The 19748-nt window shown below is 56.6% G+C and carries 13 protein-coding genes; 4 read left to right on the top strand and 9 right to left on the bottom strand.

The annotated features are described in order from the left end of the window. Window positions 1-30: 30 nt before the first annotated feature. The 4 genes from XX99_RS23025 to XX99_RS23040 all read right to left on the bottom strand — a co-directional run bounded on the left by XX99_RS23025 (window position 31) and on the right by XX99_RS23040 (window position 3892). The gene (locus tag XX99_RS23025; RefSeq protein ID WP_050061745.1) at window positions 31-237 is read right to left on the bottom strand and encodes a DUF5132 domain-containing protein; all 207 of its coding nucleotides are present in this window, start codon (window positions 235-237) and stop codon (window positions 31-33) included. Between the two features lie 146 nt (window positions 238-383). Continuing rightward, entirely contained in the window at window positions 384-686 is a 303-nt protein-coding gene (locus XX99_RS23030) for a DUF6072 family protein (protein WP_156186163.1), read from the bottom strand. Between the two features lie 159 nt (window positions 687-845). After that, window positions 846-2936 (bottom strand): ABC transporter ATP-binding protein, encoded by a 2091-nt coding sequence (locus tag XX99_RS23035; protein WP_050061747.1) that lies wholly within the window; start codon window positions 2934-2936, stop codon window positions 846-848. A gap of 221 nt (window positions 2937-3157) precedes the next feature. Next, a complete protein-coding gene (locus tag XX99_RS23040) occupies window positions 3158-3892 on the bottom strand; it encodes a thioesterase II family protein (protein ID WP_184084945.1) in 735 nt (244 codons plus the stop codon). 301 nt (window positions 3893-4193) lie between these two features. Between XX99_RS23040 and XX99_RS23045 the strand changes: the two genes are divergently transcribed. Next, window positions 4194-4448: a hypothetical protein gene (locus tag XX99_RS23045; RefSeq protein WP_050061749.1), complete on the top strand. Its 255-nt coding sequence runs from the start codon at window positions 4194-4196 to the stop codon at window positions 4446-4448. 166 nt (window positions 4449-4614) lie between these two features. Here the strand turns inward: XX99_RS23045 and XX99_RS23050 are convergent, their stop codons facing one another. Next, window positions 4615-5733: a hypothetical protein gene (locus XX99_RS23050; RefSeq protein ID WP_231581573.1), complete on the bottom strand. Its 1119-nt coding sequence runs from the start codon at window positions 5731-5733 to the stop codon at window positions 4615-4617. A gap of 694 nt (window positions 5734-6427) precedes the next feature. On the opposite strand from XX99_RS23050, the gene XX99_RS23060 reads away from it, so the two are divergent. After that, window positions 6428-8257, top strand: coding sequence for a coagulation factor 5/8 type domain-containing protein (locus tag XX99_RS23060; RefSeq protein WP_156186165.1), 1830 nt, complete (start codon window positions 6428-6430; stop codon window positions 8255-8257). Window positions 8258-8355: 98 nt separating this feature from the next. Here XX99_RS23060 and XX99_RS23065 read toward each other — a convergent pair whose 3' ends face one another. Then, on the bottom strand, window positions 8356-8874 hold the full coding sequence (locus XX99_RS23065; RefSeq protein ID WP_050061752.1) for a DUF1003 domain-containing protein: 519 nt from the start codon (window positions 8872-8874) through the stop codon (window positions 8356-8358). Between the two features lie 313 nt (window positions 8875-9187). Here XX99_RS23065 and XX99_RS23070 point away from each other — a divergent pair, with 313 nt between their 5' ends. After that, the gene (locus XX99_RS23070; RefSeq protein ID WP_050061753.1) at window positions 9188-10882 is read left to right on the top strand and encodes an MFS transporter; all 1695 of its coding nucleotides are present in this window, start codon (window positions 9188-9190) and stop codon (window positions 10880-10882) included. A gap of 104 nt (window positions 10883-10986) precedes the next feature. On the opposite strand, the gene XX99_RS23075 is transcribed toward XX99_RS23070, so the two are convergent. From XX99_RS23075 to XX99_RS23085, 3 genes are all read right to left on the bottom strand, one after another. Continuing rightward, the gene (locus tag XX99_RS23075; protein ID WP_197081939.1) at window positions 10987-12285 is read right to left on the bottom strand and encodes an NRAMP family divalent metal transporter; all 1299 of its coding nucleotides are present in this window, start codon (window positions 12283-12285) and stop codon (window positions 10987-10989) included. Window positions 12286-12371: 86 nt separating this feature from the next. Beyond that, a complete protein-coding gene (locus XX99_RS23080; RefSeq protein ID WP_050061754.1) occupies window positions 12372-13826 on the bottom strand; it encodes a DHA2 family efflux MFS transporter permease subunit in 1455 nt (484 codons plus the stop codon). A 22-nt stretch (window positions 13827-13848) separates the two neighbouring features. After that, window positions 13849-16059 carry a winged helix-turn-helix domain-containing protein gene (locus XX99_RS23085; RefSeq protein ID WP_082125876.1) on the bottom strand — a complete coding sequence of 737 codons (2211 nt, stop codon included), beginning with the start codon at window positions 16057-16059 and terminating at the stop codon, window positions 13849-13851. Between the two features lie 252 nt (window positions 16060-16311). On the opposite strand from XX99_RS23085, the gene XX99_RS23090 reads away from it, so the two are divergent. After that, a complete protein-coding gene (locus XX99_RS23090) occupies window positions 16312-19704 on the top strand; it encodes a TonB-dependent receptor (protein ID WP_050061755.1) in 3393 nt (1130 codons plus the stop codon). Window positions 19705-19748 lie beyond the last annotated feature (44 nt).

Genomic DNA, 19748 nt, shown 5'->3' on the forward strand with positions numbered 1-19748 from the left:
AAGAAGCGAGTCAGCGCAACCGCAACGCGTTCAAACGGTGACCTCGCCGGCGGATTGGGCGCGGACTTCGGCGACCTGGTCTTCGATATCCTCGGCGATCTCTTCCTGGATCTCTCTCAATTTAGAGCCCAGCGCAATACCGCCTTTGACGACACCCTTAGTGATCTGCTTCGGGTATTTTCCAAATGCGTATCCTGCAGCTGCACCCACGACGAGAATCAGCAGTTTATTGCCCATGGCCCAGCCAACTCTCCACTCGGTTGCATTTGATCGGGTGCATCGCCAAAAAGGCAGAGGTATACCTGCCGCTTTGCGCTGCGACGATGAGATGAGGCGGGGCCTGCGACGGCCCCTCAATTTGACTGCAGACTTCTAACCGCTGTTTACTTAGCGGAGGTCTTGCGGGCGGTTGTTACTTCTGCTGACTCGCGAGCCGCTGTTTTGGTAGCCAGGCGGTCAACGAGGGTCCTGCCCGACACCGACTTCGAGAAGGAGTTGGCGCCAACCAAAACATATCCGAGCGGGCCAAAGACAGTAGCTGCTGCGAGACCGGCAACAGTGTGGAGAGCTGCTTCACCAATCTTTCTATCCAGGTAGAGGCTGAAGCCTGGGAGACTTAATTCCCCGGCACCTTTCACAACTTTTCCAAGAGTTTCTTCAGTTACGAGGGGGGCGGCGGCTGACATGCTTGTTTCCTCCGGCAATAACATTATGCTATTCCATTGCTTCCGACAAGAGCTATCTCGAATAAGTCCTAAATTAAATTCATCCGTAACATCAGGCTCTATTTATTACATTCGTAAGGCGGAGATATACCCCTTTACCCCGACTCAAATAAATGTGAACTAGCCCCGGGAAAGCGGATCAGTCTGCCCGCGGACCATGCCCGTCTGGACATCCCAAAGCGAGGCGTACAGCCCGTTCAACGCGAGTAATTCGTCGTGCTTGCCCTGCTCCAGGATTCTGCCGTCTTCCATCACGTAGATGCGATGTGCGTTCCGTACCGTCGACAGGCGATGGGCAATAATCATCATGCTGCGCCCAGCTTCGAGGCGCTCAATCGATCGATGGATCGCAGCCTCCGTCTCGTTATCGACCGATGCCGTAGCCTCGTCCAGCACTAGAATTGGAGCATCTTTGAGAATCGCGCGCGCAATCGAAATCCGCTGACGCTGGCCTGCCGAGAGCCGCGATCCCCGCTCTCCAACCGGGGTGTCGTAGCCCTGTGGAAGACCACGGATGAACTCCTCTGCTTCAGCTGCCCGGGCCGCTTTTATCACTTCTTCGCGAGTGGCTTCCGGACGCCCGTAAACAATGTTGTCGCTTACCGTTCCGTCGAATAAGTAGACGTCCTGGCTAACGAATCCCACCGCCTGCCTCAAGTCCTGGAGAGTCAGGTCGCGCACATTGATGCCATCGATGGTCACTGCGCCCCGATTAACGTCGTAGAAGCGAAGCAGAAGCTTTACCAGGGTCGTCTTGCCGGCTCCCGTTGCTCCAACCACACCAATCGTTTCGCCTGCGCCGAGTTGTAAGTCCAGCCCCTTAAGAACGTCGTAACCCTGTCGATAGGCAAAGCCCACGCTGGAAAATGAAATCTCCCCACGCACCCGGTCCAAGGCAAGACGCCGTTTGCCATTGCGAATCGCGGGCTGAGTATCGAGCAGCTCCAGCACTCGGGCGGAGGAGGCCGACGCATTCATGTAGAGATCGTACAAATCATTGATCGCGCCCATTGCCGACATGAGCCGCGGTATCAGTTGGGCCAGGGTAAGAAAAGCGCCCGACGTAAGGCTCCCTTCCTCCACCGAAACACCACCCAGCGCGAGAGCAAACGCGGCCACGGATCCATAAATTCCACCCTGCATACTCGCATATGCGGACCCTGCCACAGCTGCGTCAACATTCGCCTGGCGTACCTGGTTGCTCAGGTCGCGGACCCGTTTTGCTTCGTAGCTTTCGGCGGTAAAACTCTTGACCGTCGCTACTCCGGATAGATTGTTGGTAAGCACGCCGTTCAACTCAGCCGAACGCAAGCCGACATTCGCATACCGGGGCGCCAGCTGTCTTTGAAAATAACGATAGGTCAGGAATACGGCGGCTATCGGCAGGGTGACGATGACTGCAATTCCTGGGGCAACCAGCAGCAGCAGACCGATTGCTACCCCCACAGAAGTAGCCGATTCAATAGCAATGCCGGGCCCCGTCTCGATGAACTTGCTGACGTTCGCCAGGTCCGCCGAAAGCACGTTCATAAGCGCGCCCGTACTCTCGTTATCGAAATACGACATATCGAGTTCTTCGAGATGAGCGAATGCGCGCGTACGCAATTCGTGCTCCACCGAGGTGGCGAGCGCCTTCCAGTATCGGTTCTGATAATGCCGTACCACCACCGCCGCCGTCGCCCCTGCGGCGGTCACAAAGCCGAAAAACCATAAGTCGGATTTCGCCGATTTTGTTTTGCCTCTTTTGGCGACTACGCCGAGCAGTGCCGAGGTGCACCATGCGATCACGAAGTTACCCAGCGTGCTCAACACCGATGCCGCCGCGGCTTTGTTGAGCAGCTTGCGATCCGGCTCTACCCGGAGCACTAAACGGAGCAGCGGGTTTTGAAAGAGAGAGAGCTCTTGAGAACCTTCAGAAGCTCTTGCCTTCGATGACTTCTGCAAGGCGGCCCGCAGCAGCGCTTCGATCTGGCCTTGCGGCGAATCGGGCTCATACGTCACCAGGATGCGGCCCGTCATCGGGTTTGCAACTACAGTGAGGATCCCCTGCTTTTCCTGCAGCGCACTTTGCACCACCGCAGCGATCCGCGGCTTATGGCGAATCTCCTCAACCTCCCAACGCTCCCTCCCGGGGATCGCCGACCGCAAATGAATGTCGATCACAGGCGTCGCCGATTTCTGATCGCGCCTGGAGGCAGTCTTCGTCGCCATGATATAGGTCGCCCTTTCGCAGCTTATTCAATGAGATTATTAGTCGGTTATCTGATCCAGCCAGCCTGCATGGCCCCGGCCTATCTGCGTGGTCAGATATGTCTCGATAAAACGTGACCAGCTTATCCGGAACCATACTCGCATAAACCGCGCAATCCGGCGAGCCTGTCCCCCTGCTGGACCTGAAAACAAGAGAATGTTACAGGGTCGTTACATCGCACTTACGTGTGGCTATATGACCGTAGCCGCGCTTCGATTGCACCGACCAGTGCGTCCAGCTGCGAATGTACAAAAAAATGGTTGCCCTGAAAGATTTGCAATTCGAATGAAGATGCCGTCTGATGCTGCCAGAGAGCCAGGTCCTCTGGCGAGAGCTCTGCGTCTTCCGAACCGCCCCAGGCGGTGATAGGGCAAGCGAGCGGCGGTTCTGCAGTGTAGGAATAGGTTTCATCCATTGCAAAATCCGCTCGGAGTGTCGGCATGAGAAGTTCCATCAGTTCCTGCTCCGCCAGAATTTCAGGGCCGCTGCCGCCTAGCTCACGCAGTCTTTCCACGAACTGTGCGTCGGGCAACCGATGTGCAGGAGGATCGGTCTCCGGTGTCTGCGGTGCGCGGTGAGCGGCAGCGTAGAAATGCAGAGGCAGACGCTCGCCATTTCGGCGCAAAGTGCGCGCGAGCTCAAATGCGATCAGGGTTCCCAGGCTGTGTCCCAGAAAAACAAAGGGACGATCCCGCAGAGGACGGGTCGCCTGGGCAAGCTCCGCCACCAGTGCCTGCATATCTCGAGTGGGCTCTTCGTGAAAACGCTCGCCCCGGCCGGGGAGCTGTATGCCGAAGGCCTCGAGGAAGGGTGGCAGCGCGGCGCCCCATGACCAATAACTATTGGCGCTGGCGCCGGCGGCAGGAAAACAAAATAATCGAATCCGTGCGTCCGGAGCCGGACGGAGTTGCTTCATCCAAGGACTGAAGTCTAAGCGACGATCGGAGTGTGCTATCACCATGTCATGTGTCCGGGCAGTGGCTTGGGGGTTGGCTACTGAGCCGATGAGCCCGCTTCCTTCCGGCAATAGCAATACTTCAACCCTTTTGTATCAGAAAATCAATTATTCTCAGCCAAACATGTGAGCGAGCATGTTAGATAAGATTGGACTTTAACGAGAGTGTGAGAATCACCCGAAGAACACTCTCACGACGCAGGAGAATGAGGAGGAGCACAGTCTTGAGGAAGAAGAATCTTGGTGGGGAGACCGGGCGAGCATGAGTGAGTGTGCGGCGCAGTCTTTCTCCGGCATCAACCCTGCAAAGTTTGCCTGTTTAGTGGCAAATGCCGCAAAACAAGGTATCAAGATAGATGGGAATCACGGCAGCGCATCGAAGAGTGGTATTACGATCGCCTGGAACTACGCCCCAGAGACCGGTAATCTTACTATCCAGTGCATGGAAACTCCATTTTACTTGGGGTGCGATCAGGTTAACTCCATCATTCACGAACTGGTGAATGACTGTCCTTAGGTAGCCAGTACTCATGCGAGCCGCGCAGGGCTTCGAACGAGAACCCCGTCCTACCCGGGCACCCCGGATCCGAAAGCGAATCCGGGGTGCCTCGTTTTTATCCGCTAGCTTAGCGTCCCTTGGCAACAGCCTTGGTTGCTGCCAGGGATCGCCTCGCGGACGGCACTCAGTGTGACTCCGTAAATTGAATCGACGGTGTCGCTCCACCCGTGGCGGTGCATTTCCCGAGCGTCAGGTTGTTAGTTTCGCCGGTTGTACCGTCATCCTTCGATGGCGATATACATGTCGGCGCAGTCGTGGATCCATCGGTCACCGCTACGTTCACCGTGACCGACGAACCGGTGTTGAAGTCGGCGACCGAGCCGCCGGCGTTGCCCAGCACATTGAACTCCGCCTGCGTCCATCCGCTCGCGATGTCCGTGAGGCTATCGCTGACGGTTGCGGTGTAAGCTTCCGTATCAAAAGTGACTGTGGCTGCGTCGGTTCCGCCTGCCTTGGCTGAACCCGAAAGCTTCAGGCTGGCGAGATCGGTAATCGGTAGCTGGCCATTGGCGATAACCGTGGCCTTCGTATTCTGCACACAGTCGTCCCCAGGCCCCTCTGCATCCGCGCCTCCGTCGATGAAGCCGCTCGGGCAGATATTGGAGCCATTATCAACGCCATAGTTGATAAGCCAATATTCGATGAACACTTCTGTCTTGTTCGTTAACTGATTGCTGGTGAGCGATACCGGCGTGTTCGTCGACATCACATACTGCTGCCAGGCAAAGCAGCCGGAGTAGCCATTGCAAGCCGCGGAACTGCTATCGAAGTTGGTGTTGACCTGCAAGGTGTATTCATTCGATCCAAGAATGCCGCCATCGCCAAATGCGGCAACGCCAGCGCTCTTTTCAGTTTTCACGCCCGTCACCGTGGGGAAGCTGCCGGCCGCGGCGCTGAGCAAGCTCCCTGAAGGTGCCTGAACGACATAGTCAGAGCCATTGCCCACCGTTTGCTCTCTGACCTTGGCCTTGGGCAGCGCGGACCGATAGCCCGGCGCCTCTGCGCATTCCACCTCCTCCCATTGCGTACTGGGATATGAGGCGTGGAAACACCCTTCTCCGGGCGTGCTGAGTTTATGCATCGTTCCGCGCCAGGCCTCACGCGCCTGTGCTTCTGCATGGTCAGCAGCTTCATCACCTGTTTGCCCGGCAAAGGCCGAGGATAGTGGAACTACACTTACAAGACCTGCCACTGCCGCAACATGAAGCAGACTACGCATACCAAACTTCATCTTAGTTTGCATACATTCATCTCCTTAGGATTGAGAAGCAGATTGTTTGGTCTAACGGCTTTGGGGTTGTATACGCCTGACGACGTACTCAATCGAGCGCAGCGGATAATAACTAGAGTCTGGCTACGCAGTTCCGGGAATGTCTTGCAGATGCATCGAAAGATATATATGCTGCGGCCTTCCGGCTCGCTTGTCCCTGGGCAAATCTACCCAGGCTCGCGAACTTCAGAAACTGCTCCTGCATCTTGCCCTCACAAAACAAGATGCGACATCAGTCTTGATATTCACAACATCGCCGATGCTTCAAGTCAGATCGAAAATGCCATTGAATCCCTTGCAGACCGAGTTATCTCCATCGGAGTAACTTAGCCATTCAAGGGAGCGGAGCCTTTTATCTCCACGAATCCATTGCACTCGCCGCGCATATCTTTGTATATATAAATCGAACGTTGCGGCTACTTCCCTTTTAATCTTTTTTTTGCGTACGACAAATCCCATCGCGATTTTGATGTCCATTTGCGTCAAGAGAAAGAGTCGACAGTCTGCGTCTCTACACGGAATTTCTCGATGGCGGCAGTTTCCGGCTCCCAGATCGAAGGGGATGACCGGCTTACGCGATCATTCTTCAGGGATTTCCTCATTGACAACCAAATTCCCGCGCGCCTATATTCCGGCGGCAGTTGAATGCCCTCCCGGAGTTATCATCGTGACAAATACGAGACCGATCTCGGCCACTGTAAGACGCGCAATTCGCGGGGCCCTGCTCGCACTTTTCGCCGCGACTGTCTCTCCGTCGCCGGCCGTTTGGGCGCAAGGTTCGTCATCGCAGCCGGACTTCGGTCCGAATGTCTATATCTTCACCCCCAGCATGCCAGCGGCGCAGATACAGTCCACACTCTTATCTCTTGCGAACGAACCCCAATTCAGCACGAACCGTTATGCGATCCTGTTCACACCCGGTGCATACAATTTGCAAGCTCCAGTCGGCTATTACGAATCCATCGCGGGCCTCGGTCTATTGCCCGGCGCCGTCACCATCAACGGCTTCCTTACTCCCAATTACGGGCAAGCGGTTTACGGCACTTCTACCTGGCCGCAGGCTAACCTGACCGACACGTTCTGGCGATCAATGGAGAATCTGACGATCGACCCGGCGCAGGACATCGCACAGAACGCTGCACCATCCACCCTGCAGTGGGGTGTTTCGCAGGGCGCACCCTTGCGCCGTATGCAGATTAACGGTTCGCTTGAACTGGTCAATTCCTATTGTGGCGAAGCGAGCGGCGGATTCATAAGCGATCTGGTTGTGACGGGCAACGTGAACCCCTGCTCCCAGCAACAGTGGTTTACGCGGAACAGCTCTCTCGGCATTTGGACCGGAGGGGTGTGGAACATGGTGTTCTCAGGGGTTGAAGGCGCGCCGCAACAATCCTTCCCCACTCCGCCTGAGACCGTCGTTCCCACGACTCCGGTAAGTCGCGAAAAGCCCTTTCTCTATGTGGATAGCAAAGGAGACTTCAACGTCTTTTCTCCGTCCGCTCAAAGAAATACGGTTGGCCCCACGTGGGCCTCGAAGAACACTCCTGGCCGCTCCATCCCCATCGGCCGCTTCTTCATTGCAAAGCCGTCGATGTCCGCCGCGGAGATCAATCTGGCTCTTGTGCTGGGCAAGAACCTCATCTTCACGCCGGGCATTTATCAGCTGAATCAGTCGCTGAATGTTCTTTATCCCGGCACTGTCATCCTCGGGCTCGGCTATGCGACGCTGGTGCCTCAGACCGGAAAAGCAGCGATCACTGTTGCCGACGTCGACGGAGTTCAAATAGCGGGTCTCATCATCGACGCCGGACCGGTCAACTCGCCGGTGCTTTTGAAAATGGGCGTCGGCCTGTTCGATTCGCCGCTGCCCCGAGGCGGATTCTTCTCGCATTGGAGCGATCCCTCGAGCATCAACGATGTATTCTTCCGCATCGGCGGAGCGACCGCAGGCAGCGCGACCACCACCCTTGAAATCGATAGCGCTGACGTCATCCTCGACGATATCTGGGCATGGCGCGCCGATCACGGCAACGGCGTTGGCTGGACCGAAAACACCGCCAGTCACGGTCTGGTCGTCAACGGCAATCGTGTCACAGCGCTCGGTCTCGCCGTCGAACACTACCAGCAGGAGCAGGTCCTCTGGAACGGCGATGCCGGCCAGACCATCTTCTATCAAAGCGAGCTTCCGTATGATCCGCCCAGCCAGAGCGCTTGGATGGACGGCGACGCCAACGGGTATCCCTCGTATGTCGTCAGCAGTTCAGTTCGGACCCATCAGGCGTGGGGCCTCGGCATCTACTCCTTCTTCAATCAGGGAGTGAACATCATCGACGACAATGCGATGACCGTTCCCGATGGGAGTGGCATTGCGATTCACGATGTAGGGACCGTCTGGCTGGCCGGAAGCGGCCAGATCACGAACGTCATCAATGGTACAGGCGCTGCGGTCGACAGCAGCAACGCAGATGTATTGAGCCCTGTCGTCACCTATCCCTAATCTCGAAGGCGAGTGGCGGTCATACCAGATTCGCCACTCGCCGCCCATCGAGCCGGCCCCGCGCACGAATTCACTCGACATATTTCCCTAGGGAAACGTCAACCGTTGCTACCACCAGACAAGTTTTCCTGGATCGATTTTGCTACCTCGTCGATCGATGTCTCTTTTGCCAATTGCTCGATGTCTCGATTCGCTCCGACTTCGCCGAGTCCCAGCCGCACGGCGACTTGACGGTTTATTCCGATCACCGCCGTGATCTCCTTCTCCGTGAGGAGCAGGATTTGCAGCATCAGGTGTTCGCGCTCGTCGGATCGCCGTCCCAGTCGTGCCTGTCTCATGAGGATGAAGCTTGCCAGCAGGATGCCCTCCAACGTCAGACAGCCGCTTAAAAGCGAAAAAGGCGCGGGATCGAAATGACGAATAGCCGTAACATGGGTGGAATTCACCACAACCCAGCCGGCAACGAACAGAAGCTGGCAGGCCACGAAGCTCAAGCTGCCGACGATAGCAGCGGTGGCGTCTCCCAGGCGCTCCGCATATGATCTGCGGGCCAGGAACTCCTGCTCATGTTTGAGAATTGTTTCGACATGCTCGTGTACAGGATTGGTGTATCCCATTTTCGTTCTCCGGCAATCCCAATTTTTCAGTCTGTTCCATTGAGTCTGTTCCATTGCGTCTGTTCCCTGATGAGATGCAGCAGGCGATGCTGAACCGCAAGTAGGGCAACACGACCGGCTGTAGACTACCGTTCTTAATCTCTTCGATCAGTCCAGAAGTAACGGGACTACAAAGCCAGAGCCATCTATCTGCGGAATAAGCTTCCGGGACCTGGTTTTCGGGCTGCGCCGTGCTCTGTGCCGTCTGAATGACCAGCAGAGCGATGGCTGGCCTATACCATGGTAGTGTCTACCTGGCTCCGCATCATCGATCATGCCTTTATCAACTACGCCGAATCCGCCACCCGCTCCTGATCCTGAAGCCGCAAAGCCGCAATACTCGACGGGCTTTGAGCCATTGCACGCTCCGCTGTTCAGAAGCTTGTGGATCGCGTCCACCGTATCGAACCTGGGCGGATGGATGCAGGACACGGCCGGCACCTGGTTGATGACGGTACTCACCACGTCACCGCTGCTGATTGCTTTAATGCAGACCGCCGCCAGTCTTCCGGTAGTGATACTAGGGCTGCTGGCCGGTGCTACCGCGGACATCTTCGACCGCAGGCGCCTCCTTTTGTTCTGGCAGGCGTGGATGCTGGCCGCTGTCGCTCTGCTCAGCGTTCTTACCTTTTTCAACATCATCTCGCCGTGGGTTTTGCTGACGCTCACCTTCCTGCTCAATATAGGCGCGGCGATGAACAGTCCCGCCTGGCAGGCGATCATGCCCGAGCTTGTTCCACGCGAACAGCTGCCAGAGGCCGTTTCGCTCAACAGCGCTGGATTCAATCTTGCGCGCGCCGTAGGCCCAGCGCTAGGCGGCCTTGCTGTTGCTGCCTTTACTCATGCAGATACCGGCGCAGCCTGGACATTCCTGCTCAACTCCCTCTCTTTCGTAGGAGTCATCCTGGTTCTCTACCAGTGGAAGCGCGTGCCGATATTCAAGAGCGCGCTTCCAGCGGAACGAATATTCGGTTCCATTCGAGCGGGGCTCCGTTATGTTCAATATGCTCCTCTGTTGAAGGCAGCGTTTGCGCGAACATTCATATTCACCATCTTTGTCAGCGCGGTGTGGTCTCTGCTCGCGGTTGTTGCCGCTCGCGACCTGCACCAGGGGGCTCTTGGTTACGGCATTCTAAACGGCAGCATGGGACTGGGAGCGGTCGCCGGTGCCACCTTGCTGCCTCGCGTCCGGCGCGTAGTATCTGCCGACAAGATCATCGCATTTTCAACATGCATCTTCGCGGCCACGCTCCTGATTCTGGCTTTCGTCCGCTATCCGCTGGTCATTATCCCCATACTTCTGATTGCAGGTTTCGCCTGGACCAGCACCATGTCCACCTTCAATCTCGCAGTACAGATCTCGGTGCCTGGCTGGGTGCAGGCTCGCGCTCTGGGGGCTTATCAAATGGTCTTCGCCGGCGGGATGGCCATCGGTAGCGTGATCTGGGGTCTCATTGCGGAACACATCTCAACGCCGGTATCGCTGGCGGTTGCCGCAGGCGGCCTGCTGATCACCTTGCCTTTCAGCGCACGACTGCCGGTACTGCGCGGCGAATTACCCGACTTCAGCCCCTTCCGCACAAAGCACCAGACTCCGCAACTCGCGATCGAACCGGAGATGTCGCAGGGTCCTGTGCGCATTCTCATCGACTACTACGTTGACGAGAAGGACTACAACAATTTCGTCCATGCGATACACAAGATGAAAGTGGTGCGGCTGCGCGATGGGGCAATGCGCTGGGGTATTTTTCAAGATGCCAGCGATCCCCGTCATCTTACCGAGACCTTCATTATGGAGTCGTGGATCGACTATCTCCGCCAGCGCGAACGCTTCACAACGTCAGACCGGACAATTCGTGATCAGGTCGTGAGTATGCATTGCGGTGAGGAGCCTCCTCAAATCACATACACCATCTACGCCCGAGAGCGAACCAATGAAACAGCGCCCTCCAACGAAGACGCGGAATAGCGAGAGTATTTGTCTCGCTGCTTGAATCGGAGCAATATATGTCCGTCGCTCACTCATCGCGTATCGTAGGACACAGATTGTAAGCCTGCGTCGTTCCGAAAAAATCACACCACACAAAGGGCAACGGCAGCAGCGGCCATTATGACGGCGCACGCCCATCCCAGGCACTTCATCATCTTCGAGTTGACTCGGTTCCCCATCACCTTCTTGTCGCTCGTCAAGAGCACGACGATAATCACCAGGGGAGGAGCGAGAAGTCCATTGAGAACGGCAGACAAGAAGAGCATCTTCACCGCGTTGATGCCGGTGAAGTCCAACGCCAGCCCCACAATGATCGAAGCTCCGATCACGCCGTAGAACTTCTGCGCGAGCCTTGGCTGCAGGTTGAGTGAGGCTCCTCTCCATCTGGCTCCTTCGGCAATAACATAGGCGCAAGAGCCTGCCAGTACCGGTACCGCAAGCATCCCGGTTCCGATCATGCCGATGGTGAAAAGCCAATATGCTCCGCTTCCAGCGAGCGGCCGCAACGCTTCTGCCGCTTGCTTGGCTGTCTCGATGTCCTTCATACCGTGTGCATTCAATGTTGCTGCGGTCGTCAGAATCAGGAAGTACATCACCACGTTGGAAAGAAGCATTCCGGTGATGACATCTCTCCGGGACGCGCGGAGCTCCGCATTGGTTGATCCTTTGCGCTGCTTGACCGTGAGCTTCCCATGATCCCGGTCCTCTTCAACCTCCTGCGCAGCCTGCCAAAAGAAGAGATACGGTGAAATCGTCGTGCCAAGAATTGCAACCAGAACCGAGATATACGCTTTGCTCCATTCGACGTGGGGAATGAACGTGGAATGAAGTGCCAACTTCCAATTTGGATGAGCCAGGAAGGCTGCGATGATGTAAGCGAAGAGCACAAGTGTCAACCACTTGAAGATGCGAGCCATCGTTCGGTACGACATCCATACCATCAGCACAAGAATGATTAACGCGAAGAAGGGCGTCCAAACGTAAGAACGGATACCCGTCATCATCTGCATCGCGTCAGCCATACCTCCGAGGTCGGCGCCGATGTTGAAGATATTCGCGGGTATGACGAGAGCGCAGGCGAGCCACAATACCCAGCGCGGATATCGAGTGCGGATCACGCTGGCGAGACCGCATCCGGTGACCATACCGAGTCTCGCGCACATGAGCTGCACAGCCGCCATAAGCGGAAATGAGACAAGAGCGGTCCAGAGAGTACCGTATCCCAGCGACGCGCCCGCCACCGAATAAGTCGAGATCCCGGAGGGGTCGTCATCTGCGGCGCCAGTCACAAGGCCCGGCCCAAGTTGGCCGAAAAATCCTTGCACACCGCGAGTTGAGTGAATGGGAGATTCTGGTTGCTGGGAATCGATTGTGTTAGGCACGGCCCATCGTACAGCAGCGGCGATACGATACTTATTTCGATGAATAAATTCCGGCCCTGTTTTCTCGCCTGCAGCGCCGGAGAAATTCATCCGCCCGGATGGAAAATCTTTTGGTGACTCACTGCATCGCCGTCCCCTCGCTTCAGGCTGCGAAAAACAATCGTCGAAACAATGGTCAAAGCTCCGAGCGCCACAAGTGCTTTGTGAATCCCGCGGATCATCTCGGCCGAACCGGAGTGACCATTACTGGGAACGAAAAACGCGGTCGCTAATCCCGCCATCGCGACGCCGAAGCTGATCGACATCTGCTGCATCGTGCTGGCGATGGAACTGGCGGCGCTGCTTTCCTGATCCGTGGTGTCGGCATAGACCAGTGTGTTCATGCTTGTGTATTGCAGAGATGTGAAGGCTCCATAGAAGAATGCCTGCAGCACAATGATCCATACCGGCGTATGAAGACCGATGGTCGCGAAGAGCAGAAGGAGCAGGCCGAGGATGATCGTGTTGGAAATAAGCACCCAGCGATATCCGATGGTTGATAAAAGACGAGGCATGACCATCTTCATGCTCATAGCTGCCAGAGCCTGAGGCATGATGAGCAGACCCGACTGCACTGGACTGAAGCCAAGGCCGACCTGATACAGCAGCGGTAAGAGAAACGGCACGCCTCCAATCCCTAAACGGGTAAAGAAACTACCGCTGACCGCGGCTCGAAAAGTGCGAATCTTAAACAAGCTGAGTTGAAGCAACGGAAAAGCGAGAGATTTCGCATGCAGCCAATAACCAGCAAGCAACGCGAGCGAAAGCACGAGCAGTCCCAAAATCTCGCGCACGCTAAGGGTGTGCTCCCCGAAAACTTCCAGCACATAGGAGAGTAGAGCGATGCCTGATCCAAAGAGAATCAAGCCTACCGTATCCAATGGATGCGTCTCTTCCCGGTAATCCGGCAGATGCAGATAGACGAGGATCAAACCGGCGAGGCCGATAGGAATGTTGAGGAAAAAGATGATCCGCCAGTGAAGGTAGCCAACGATCAGGCCACCGGCGATAGGTCCGAGCATGGGTGCAACGAGCGCCGGTATCGAAACGAAGCTCATGGTACGGAGAAGATCGGATTTGGCGAACGTTCGCACCAGCGTAAGCCGGCCCACAGGCACCATCATGGACCCGCCGCAGCCTTGCAGGATGCGGCAGGCAACGAGGACATGGATGTCGCTCGATAGGCCGCATAAGAGCGATCCCAGAGTGAAAAGCCCGATGGCAGCGGCGAACACACGCCGCGTTCCGAATCTGTCGGCGACCCAGCCGCTGATAGGGATGAATACAGCAAGGCTCAACGTATAGCTGGCGAGCACGGCCTTCATGCTGAGAGGACCAACGTGGAGAGCCGCCGAGATCGCCGGCACGGCCGTATTGAGGATGGTCGTATCGAGCGACTCCATGAAGAAGGCGACCGCGACAAGCCACGGCAGGAGTCGCTTACTGGCGGCGGAAGGAACCGATGAAGCCGCCATAGCGTTCGAGGGGCCGGTAGAACTCATAGAACCATAAGATGCTCCATATCTAGTGCTTCCGTATCTCTGCAGAATAAAGATTGGCCGTGGAGAGCCGCGCGTTCACCAGAGGCATATCTCCGGGGCCGAGGCCGGCGAAGCGATAATCCACTGCGTCCGCCGAACGCAGGTCGGAGAAGCCGGCAATCTTCTGCGCCGGACCGCCTGCCACCGGCTGCCGGTAGATAGGTTGGCCATCCTGCACAAAATCATGAAAGAAGATGAATTTGCCGTCCCGCGACCAGACCGGGTCGGCGATGTTCTGCTGAGCCAATAGATGCCAGGTCTGTGTCTGGGTATCGAACAGCATGAGCTTTGCCTGATCGAGCGTGAGGGCGGCAATATAACGGCCATCCGGCGACCAACGGGGACTGAAGAGCCCATCGGAATTGGGAACATTCTCCACCTTGCCGGTCGCCAGCTGAAGAATGGAGATGGTCTTATGGCCGCTCTCCTCAGCCATCAACTCAGGCAGGCGGCCAAAGACGATGTTCGCGCCGTCGGGCGACCAATCCGGATCGGCCTGATTGCGGTTTTCGGCGAGGACCGGTTTCAACTGGCCGCCCTCGGCATCCATGGAATAAATCTTCCAGGCCTTGCCCGGCTCGCGCCCCATCAGCACAATCTTGCGATCGTCCGGGCTCCAGTGCATCATGAAAACCTGCATGGGCCGCGCGATCAATTGCACTCGCTCGCTGCCATCCACCCGGCTGCGCCAGAGAGAACCATCATCCTGCTTGATCCATGCCACCCAGCGGCCATCGCGGGAAAACTCGACCCGTTGCGCGTTGCTGAGATTGCCTGCATAAGGAAGGAACGTGCTCTTCCGCGCGTCATAGCCCAGCAGCTCCGAGCGCGTATTCAATCCGATAAAGAAGATCCGGTGATCGTTGCGCGATGTAATGGGCCCCTGATAACTGAGCGGGCCATTTGTAATCTGCACCGGATCGTGGCGATCCAGAAAGCCCGGATGCTCATCGATCTGCCAGAGATTGCTCTCACCATTGCGCGTGGATTGAAAGACGAAGTATTTGCCATCCGGAGTCCAGCTGCCGCAGCATTCTGCGGAGGGATCGCTCCAATTGTGAAGCAGAGGGTGAGCATTTCTTCCCCGTGCATCGATCTGCCACAGAGAGGTGGTATGAGTCTGGCCGTCGAGCAACGTAAAACGCAGCAGCTTGCCATCGGGCGCCCAACGCAACCAAAAGGCTCGTCCCGGAAGCGTAGCGAACTTCCGTTTTTCTGCGCCGTCTTCCTTAGAGATATAGAGGTCGTTTCCGACGGCGTAGAGAATCGTCTGCCCGTCCGGCATCCAGGCTGCGTCGTGGGCCTGAATCCCGGAGATCTGCCGCGCCGTGTCACCGATCGTCGATGCAATCCAGAGCGCCTGCTCGGGACTGGTCGAGAGATGGTTGCGTAAAAGCAATTTGGAGCCGTCCGGCGAGATGTCTCCGAGCGCAGGCGCCGCGATCTCCGCCGGAATGCCGAGCGTGCTGGTTTCTCCATCGGCAATCAGAGTCTCGGCCAATACCGCGCGGCCCTGCTCGATCTGCGAGAAATAAATGCGGGAGCCATCGGTCGAAGTGCTGGGCAGGCTCTCAAACAGCGCATCGCCCGGAGAAACCCGTCCGGAGAAAGTAATCTGCGTGATCTGAGGCGGAGCCACGGGTCCGGAAGCAATGTGAACTCCGAGGAAAAAACTGAGCGAAACCAGCAGGAGCAGAGCCAGAGCCGCAAGAACAGTCCATTTCCAGCGGAAAAGCGGTCTCGTCGCTATAGCGATCGCTGTTCTGGGCGTGGGCACAACTGCCGGAGCAGCTATTTCGAGACCGGAGCCCGCGGATGCCGAGACATCTTCAAGCCTGGCCGGGGCGATAAATACGGGGGCGATAAACCGGTAGCCGCGGCGGGCCAGCGTTTCAATGAACCGCGGATTGTCGGCGGAGTCGCCCAGAGCCTCGCGAATCTTGTTGATTGCCGAACCGAGGCTATGGTCGAAATCGACGATCGTGCCGTTTCCCCAAAGCCGTTGCTGAATCTCTTCCCGGGTTACTACCTCACCCGGACTTTCCAGCAGAAAGGAGAGCACCCGGAATGGCTGTGCCTGAATGCGGATTCGGATACCGGATTTACGAAGCTCTCCGCTGGCGAGATCGGCCTCAAACAACCCGAATCGAATTCTCGAATGACTCCGCGACTGATCGGCAACAGGGGATGACATAGATCCAACGTCAGAACAACTCATGATACTCCCCATAAGACACGCCTGGCTTCGCAACAAAGCACCTTCTACGGGTGAAACTCCCCTGCAAGCAAAAGAAAATAAAAGACTTTTCTGATGATAAACGCTTGATTAAAAAAGGGACGCCGGTGCATTGCCGGTCGTTGTCCAAGTAGGGTGTAGTTCGCAATGGCCCGCTTCGTCACGGGCATACCTAAAACAAGCAGATGCGACTTTTGGAGGCAACACCGTATGTTTTTAAAAAGACAAAATAACTTCCTGCGATCCCTGTTCATGGCGACGCTGGTTCTGATCCTGGGACTGGCAGCTCTGAACTTGTCCGCCCAGACAGATACCGCTCGAATTCAAGGAACGGTCGCGGATCCCACCGGCGCTGTCGTGCCGGGTGCGACAATCACCGTAACCAGCACCGACCAAGGCACAAAATTTCCAGCGACCTCCGACGGCGCCGGCAACTTCACCCTGAGTGGGATCCCTCGCGGAAACTACAGCATCAAGGTCGAGGCCAATGGCTTCGGCTCCGTTGAACAGGATCTGACGCTCGATGTTTCACAGGTAAAATCGCTCAGCTTCAAGCTTCAGCCAGGAACCGCGACGCAGACGGTGACTGTAACCGATGCTGCATCGTTGATCGACCTGGCCAGCTCATCCACCGGCGAAGTCATCAAGGGACGCCAGGTCACCGAACTGCCCTTAAATGGACGGAACTTTACCGGACTCGCCCTGCTGACTCCGGGCGTGACCCGGGGCAACTCCGGCGATGTGGCCAACGGCTCCAACGGAGCGGTCGAGACCTTCCGCTACAGCGATTCCGGAGGCGCGGCTCTTTCGGTCAACGGCCTGCGCCCGCAAGCAAACAACTTCATCCTCGACGGTACGGACAATAACGAGTCGCTGGTAAACACTATCGTCTTCTTCACCCCCATCGACGCCACCAACGAATTCCGCGTCAGCACCAGCGTCGCGCCGGCAGAGTTTGGCCGCGCCGGCGGTGCGATCATCGAGTCTTCCATCAAGTCCGGCACGAACTCCATTCACGGTTCGGCCTTCGACTTTCTCCGCAACTCGGAATTCGACGCCAACCCCGACTATCAATTTCTCGGAGCTGGCTTCAGCAAGTTTCCCAACTTCATTCGCAACCAATTCGGCGGCAGCGCGGGATTGCCCATCCTGAAGAACAAGCTCTTCATCTTCGGCGATTATCAGGCTCTCCGCGAAAAAACCGGCCTGGCGCCGTCTTTCCAGACTGTTCCGACAGCATTGATGCGGCAAGGCAACTTCAGTGAGCTGCTGTCCCCCGCAAATCAGAATCTGACCACGGTTCCTCAATGCGCCATCCCGGCTGGCCAATCCTCGGGAACTTCGACGGGGCAGATTTACGACCCGATCACCTGCACGCCTTTCGCCGGGAACATCATCCCTGCGGGCCGCCAGAACCCGGCTGCCATTAAATACTTCAATGCCTTTCCGTTGCCTACCAACCCGAACCTGATCCAGAACAACTATCAGGCGATTCAGCAGCAGATCACTTCGTTTAACGACTTTGACGTTCGCCTCGACTACAACCCCACCTCGAAAGATCAATTCTTCGTCCGCTACAGCTATGGGCAGGACAATTTCGTCAAGACCTCGCTCTTCCCCAACCTTCCGGCAGGCTTTGGCAGCGGCCAAAACCAGAACCATCCGCGCGCAGCGGTTGGCGGCTACACGCGCACTATTTCGCCCAGCGTGCTGAATGAATTCCGTCTCTCCTATGTGCGCCCTGAGTTCGGCTATACGCCTCCGCTTTTTGGCGTGCCCGTGTCTGCGGACCTGGGGATCGTGAATGCCAACCGCAACCAGCTCACCAGCGGCGGCGCGCTGATCGGCGACAACAACAGCCAGCTCGCCTATACCGGAGACGGCGGCCCATACCTGGTGAAGGAATATACCGCGCAGGCACTGGACGCCGTGAGCTGGAACCACGGCCCGCACGCCTTCAAATTCGGCGCCAACATCATCAGCCGCCGCGTCAACTTCTTCCAGGGCAATGAATCGAAGGGCTTCTTCAACTTCGTCAATGCGGGCAGCGGCGATCCCAACTGGACTGGTTATGATGCTTCTGAAGCTGTGGCTGGATTTTCCAACTACACGCTTGGAGCAAGCGACGACTTCTTCGACACTCATAACTGGGAGACGGGCTACTTCGCCCAGGATGACTGGAAAGTCACCAAGCGCCTGACTCTGAATCTCGGCCTGCGCTACGACCTCTATACCTATCCCTCCACCTCGAACAATCAGCAGTCGAATTTCAATATCTATACAGGCCAGTTGCTCGTTGCCGGACAGAACGGCCAGTCGAGCAGCCAGGTCAATACCAACCACAACAACTTCGCTCCGCGCGTGGGCTTCGCCTACGATCTCTTCGGCACCGGCAACTCCGTGGTGCGCGGCGGCTACGGCATCTTCTACTTCCTCGACCGCGGCGGCGTCGACAATCAGTTGAGCAACAATCCTGACTTCAACGGAACGTCGAGCTACACCGCCAATAATGGCTATCGCGTTACGTTCACTGGCCAAGCCCCGCTGGGCAGCAATGACAATACGGCTGCGACTGCGGCGCTACCGCTCCCCACCAGCACGGTCAACCTCGCCAATCCGCAGAATGTAACCGTGATTGCGCAGATACCGAATAACCAAACCTCAACGATTCAACAATGGAACCTGCAGCTCCAGCAGCAGGTCGGCCAATCCGCCTTCACGATGGCTTACGTCGGCACTCGCGCCGACCACCTGACCAACAACTTCAATCTCAACCAACAGCCGCTCGGTTACCTGGGATACGGCAACGGCTTCCGCCTCTACCCGCTCCTGGGGGGCAATGCCAACGTCAACGTCAACAACGGCGTCTCCAGCTATAACGGGTTGCAGCTCCACTTCGAACACCGCTTCACGCAGGGGCTGATCACCACGGCCAGCTATACCTGGTCACATACTACAGACGACACCATCTCACCGGTCGGCAACGAATCGAATGAGATTTTCATCAACCCGGCAACGCGTTCAGCAATGTTGAACCTGAATAAAGGAAACTCCTATCAGGACCAACGCCACGTCTTCAGCTTCAGCAACCTCTATGATCTGCCCTTTGGCCATGGTCGCCGGTATTTCAGCAACATACCCAAGGCGCTGAATTACGCAGTGGGCGGTTGGCAGACCAACATGATCGCGCAGCTCAACACCGGCACTCCGTTCGACGTGATCGACTCGCACAACGCACCGACTGACTATGCCAATCTCGTCGCACCGGCAACCATTACGCATAGCGTCACAAAACCGTACTTCTCCACTAACTCCTTCGCCGCTCCTGCGGATATCGACGGAGTCTATACTCTGCCCGGAACGGCTGGACGAGGGCTCTTGCATGGCCCCGGAGCCAAAGTCGTGAATTTCGCGCTGCAGAAAAACTTCCCCATCACAGAGAGAGTGAATACCGAGTTCCGTACCGAAGCCTTTAACGTCTTCAATACGCCTCAGTTCAACAATCCTGACAGCAATCTGAACGATCAGAACTATGGATTGATTTCGGGATTACAGAACAACTCGGTGCGACAGATTCAATTCGCACTGCGCGTCACCTTCTAACTGAAATTCGCTTTATCTGAGCCACGGTGGTTTTTCCGCCGTGG

It is taken from the genome of Silvibacterium bohemicum (genome assembly GCF_001006305.1).
Lineage (GTDB): Bacteria > Acidobacteriota > Terriglobia > Terriglobales > Acidobacteriaceae > Silvibacterium > Silvibacterium bohemicum.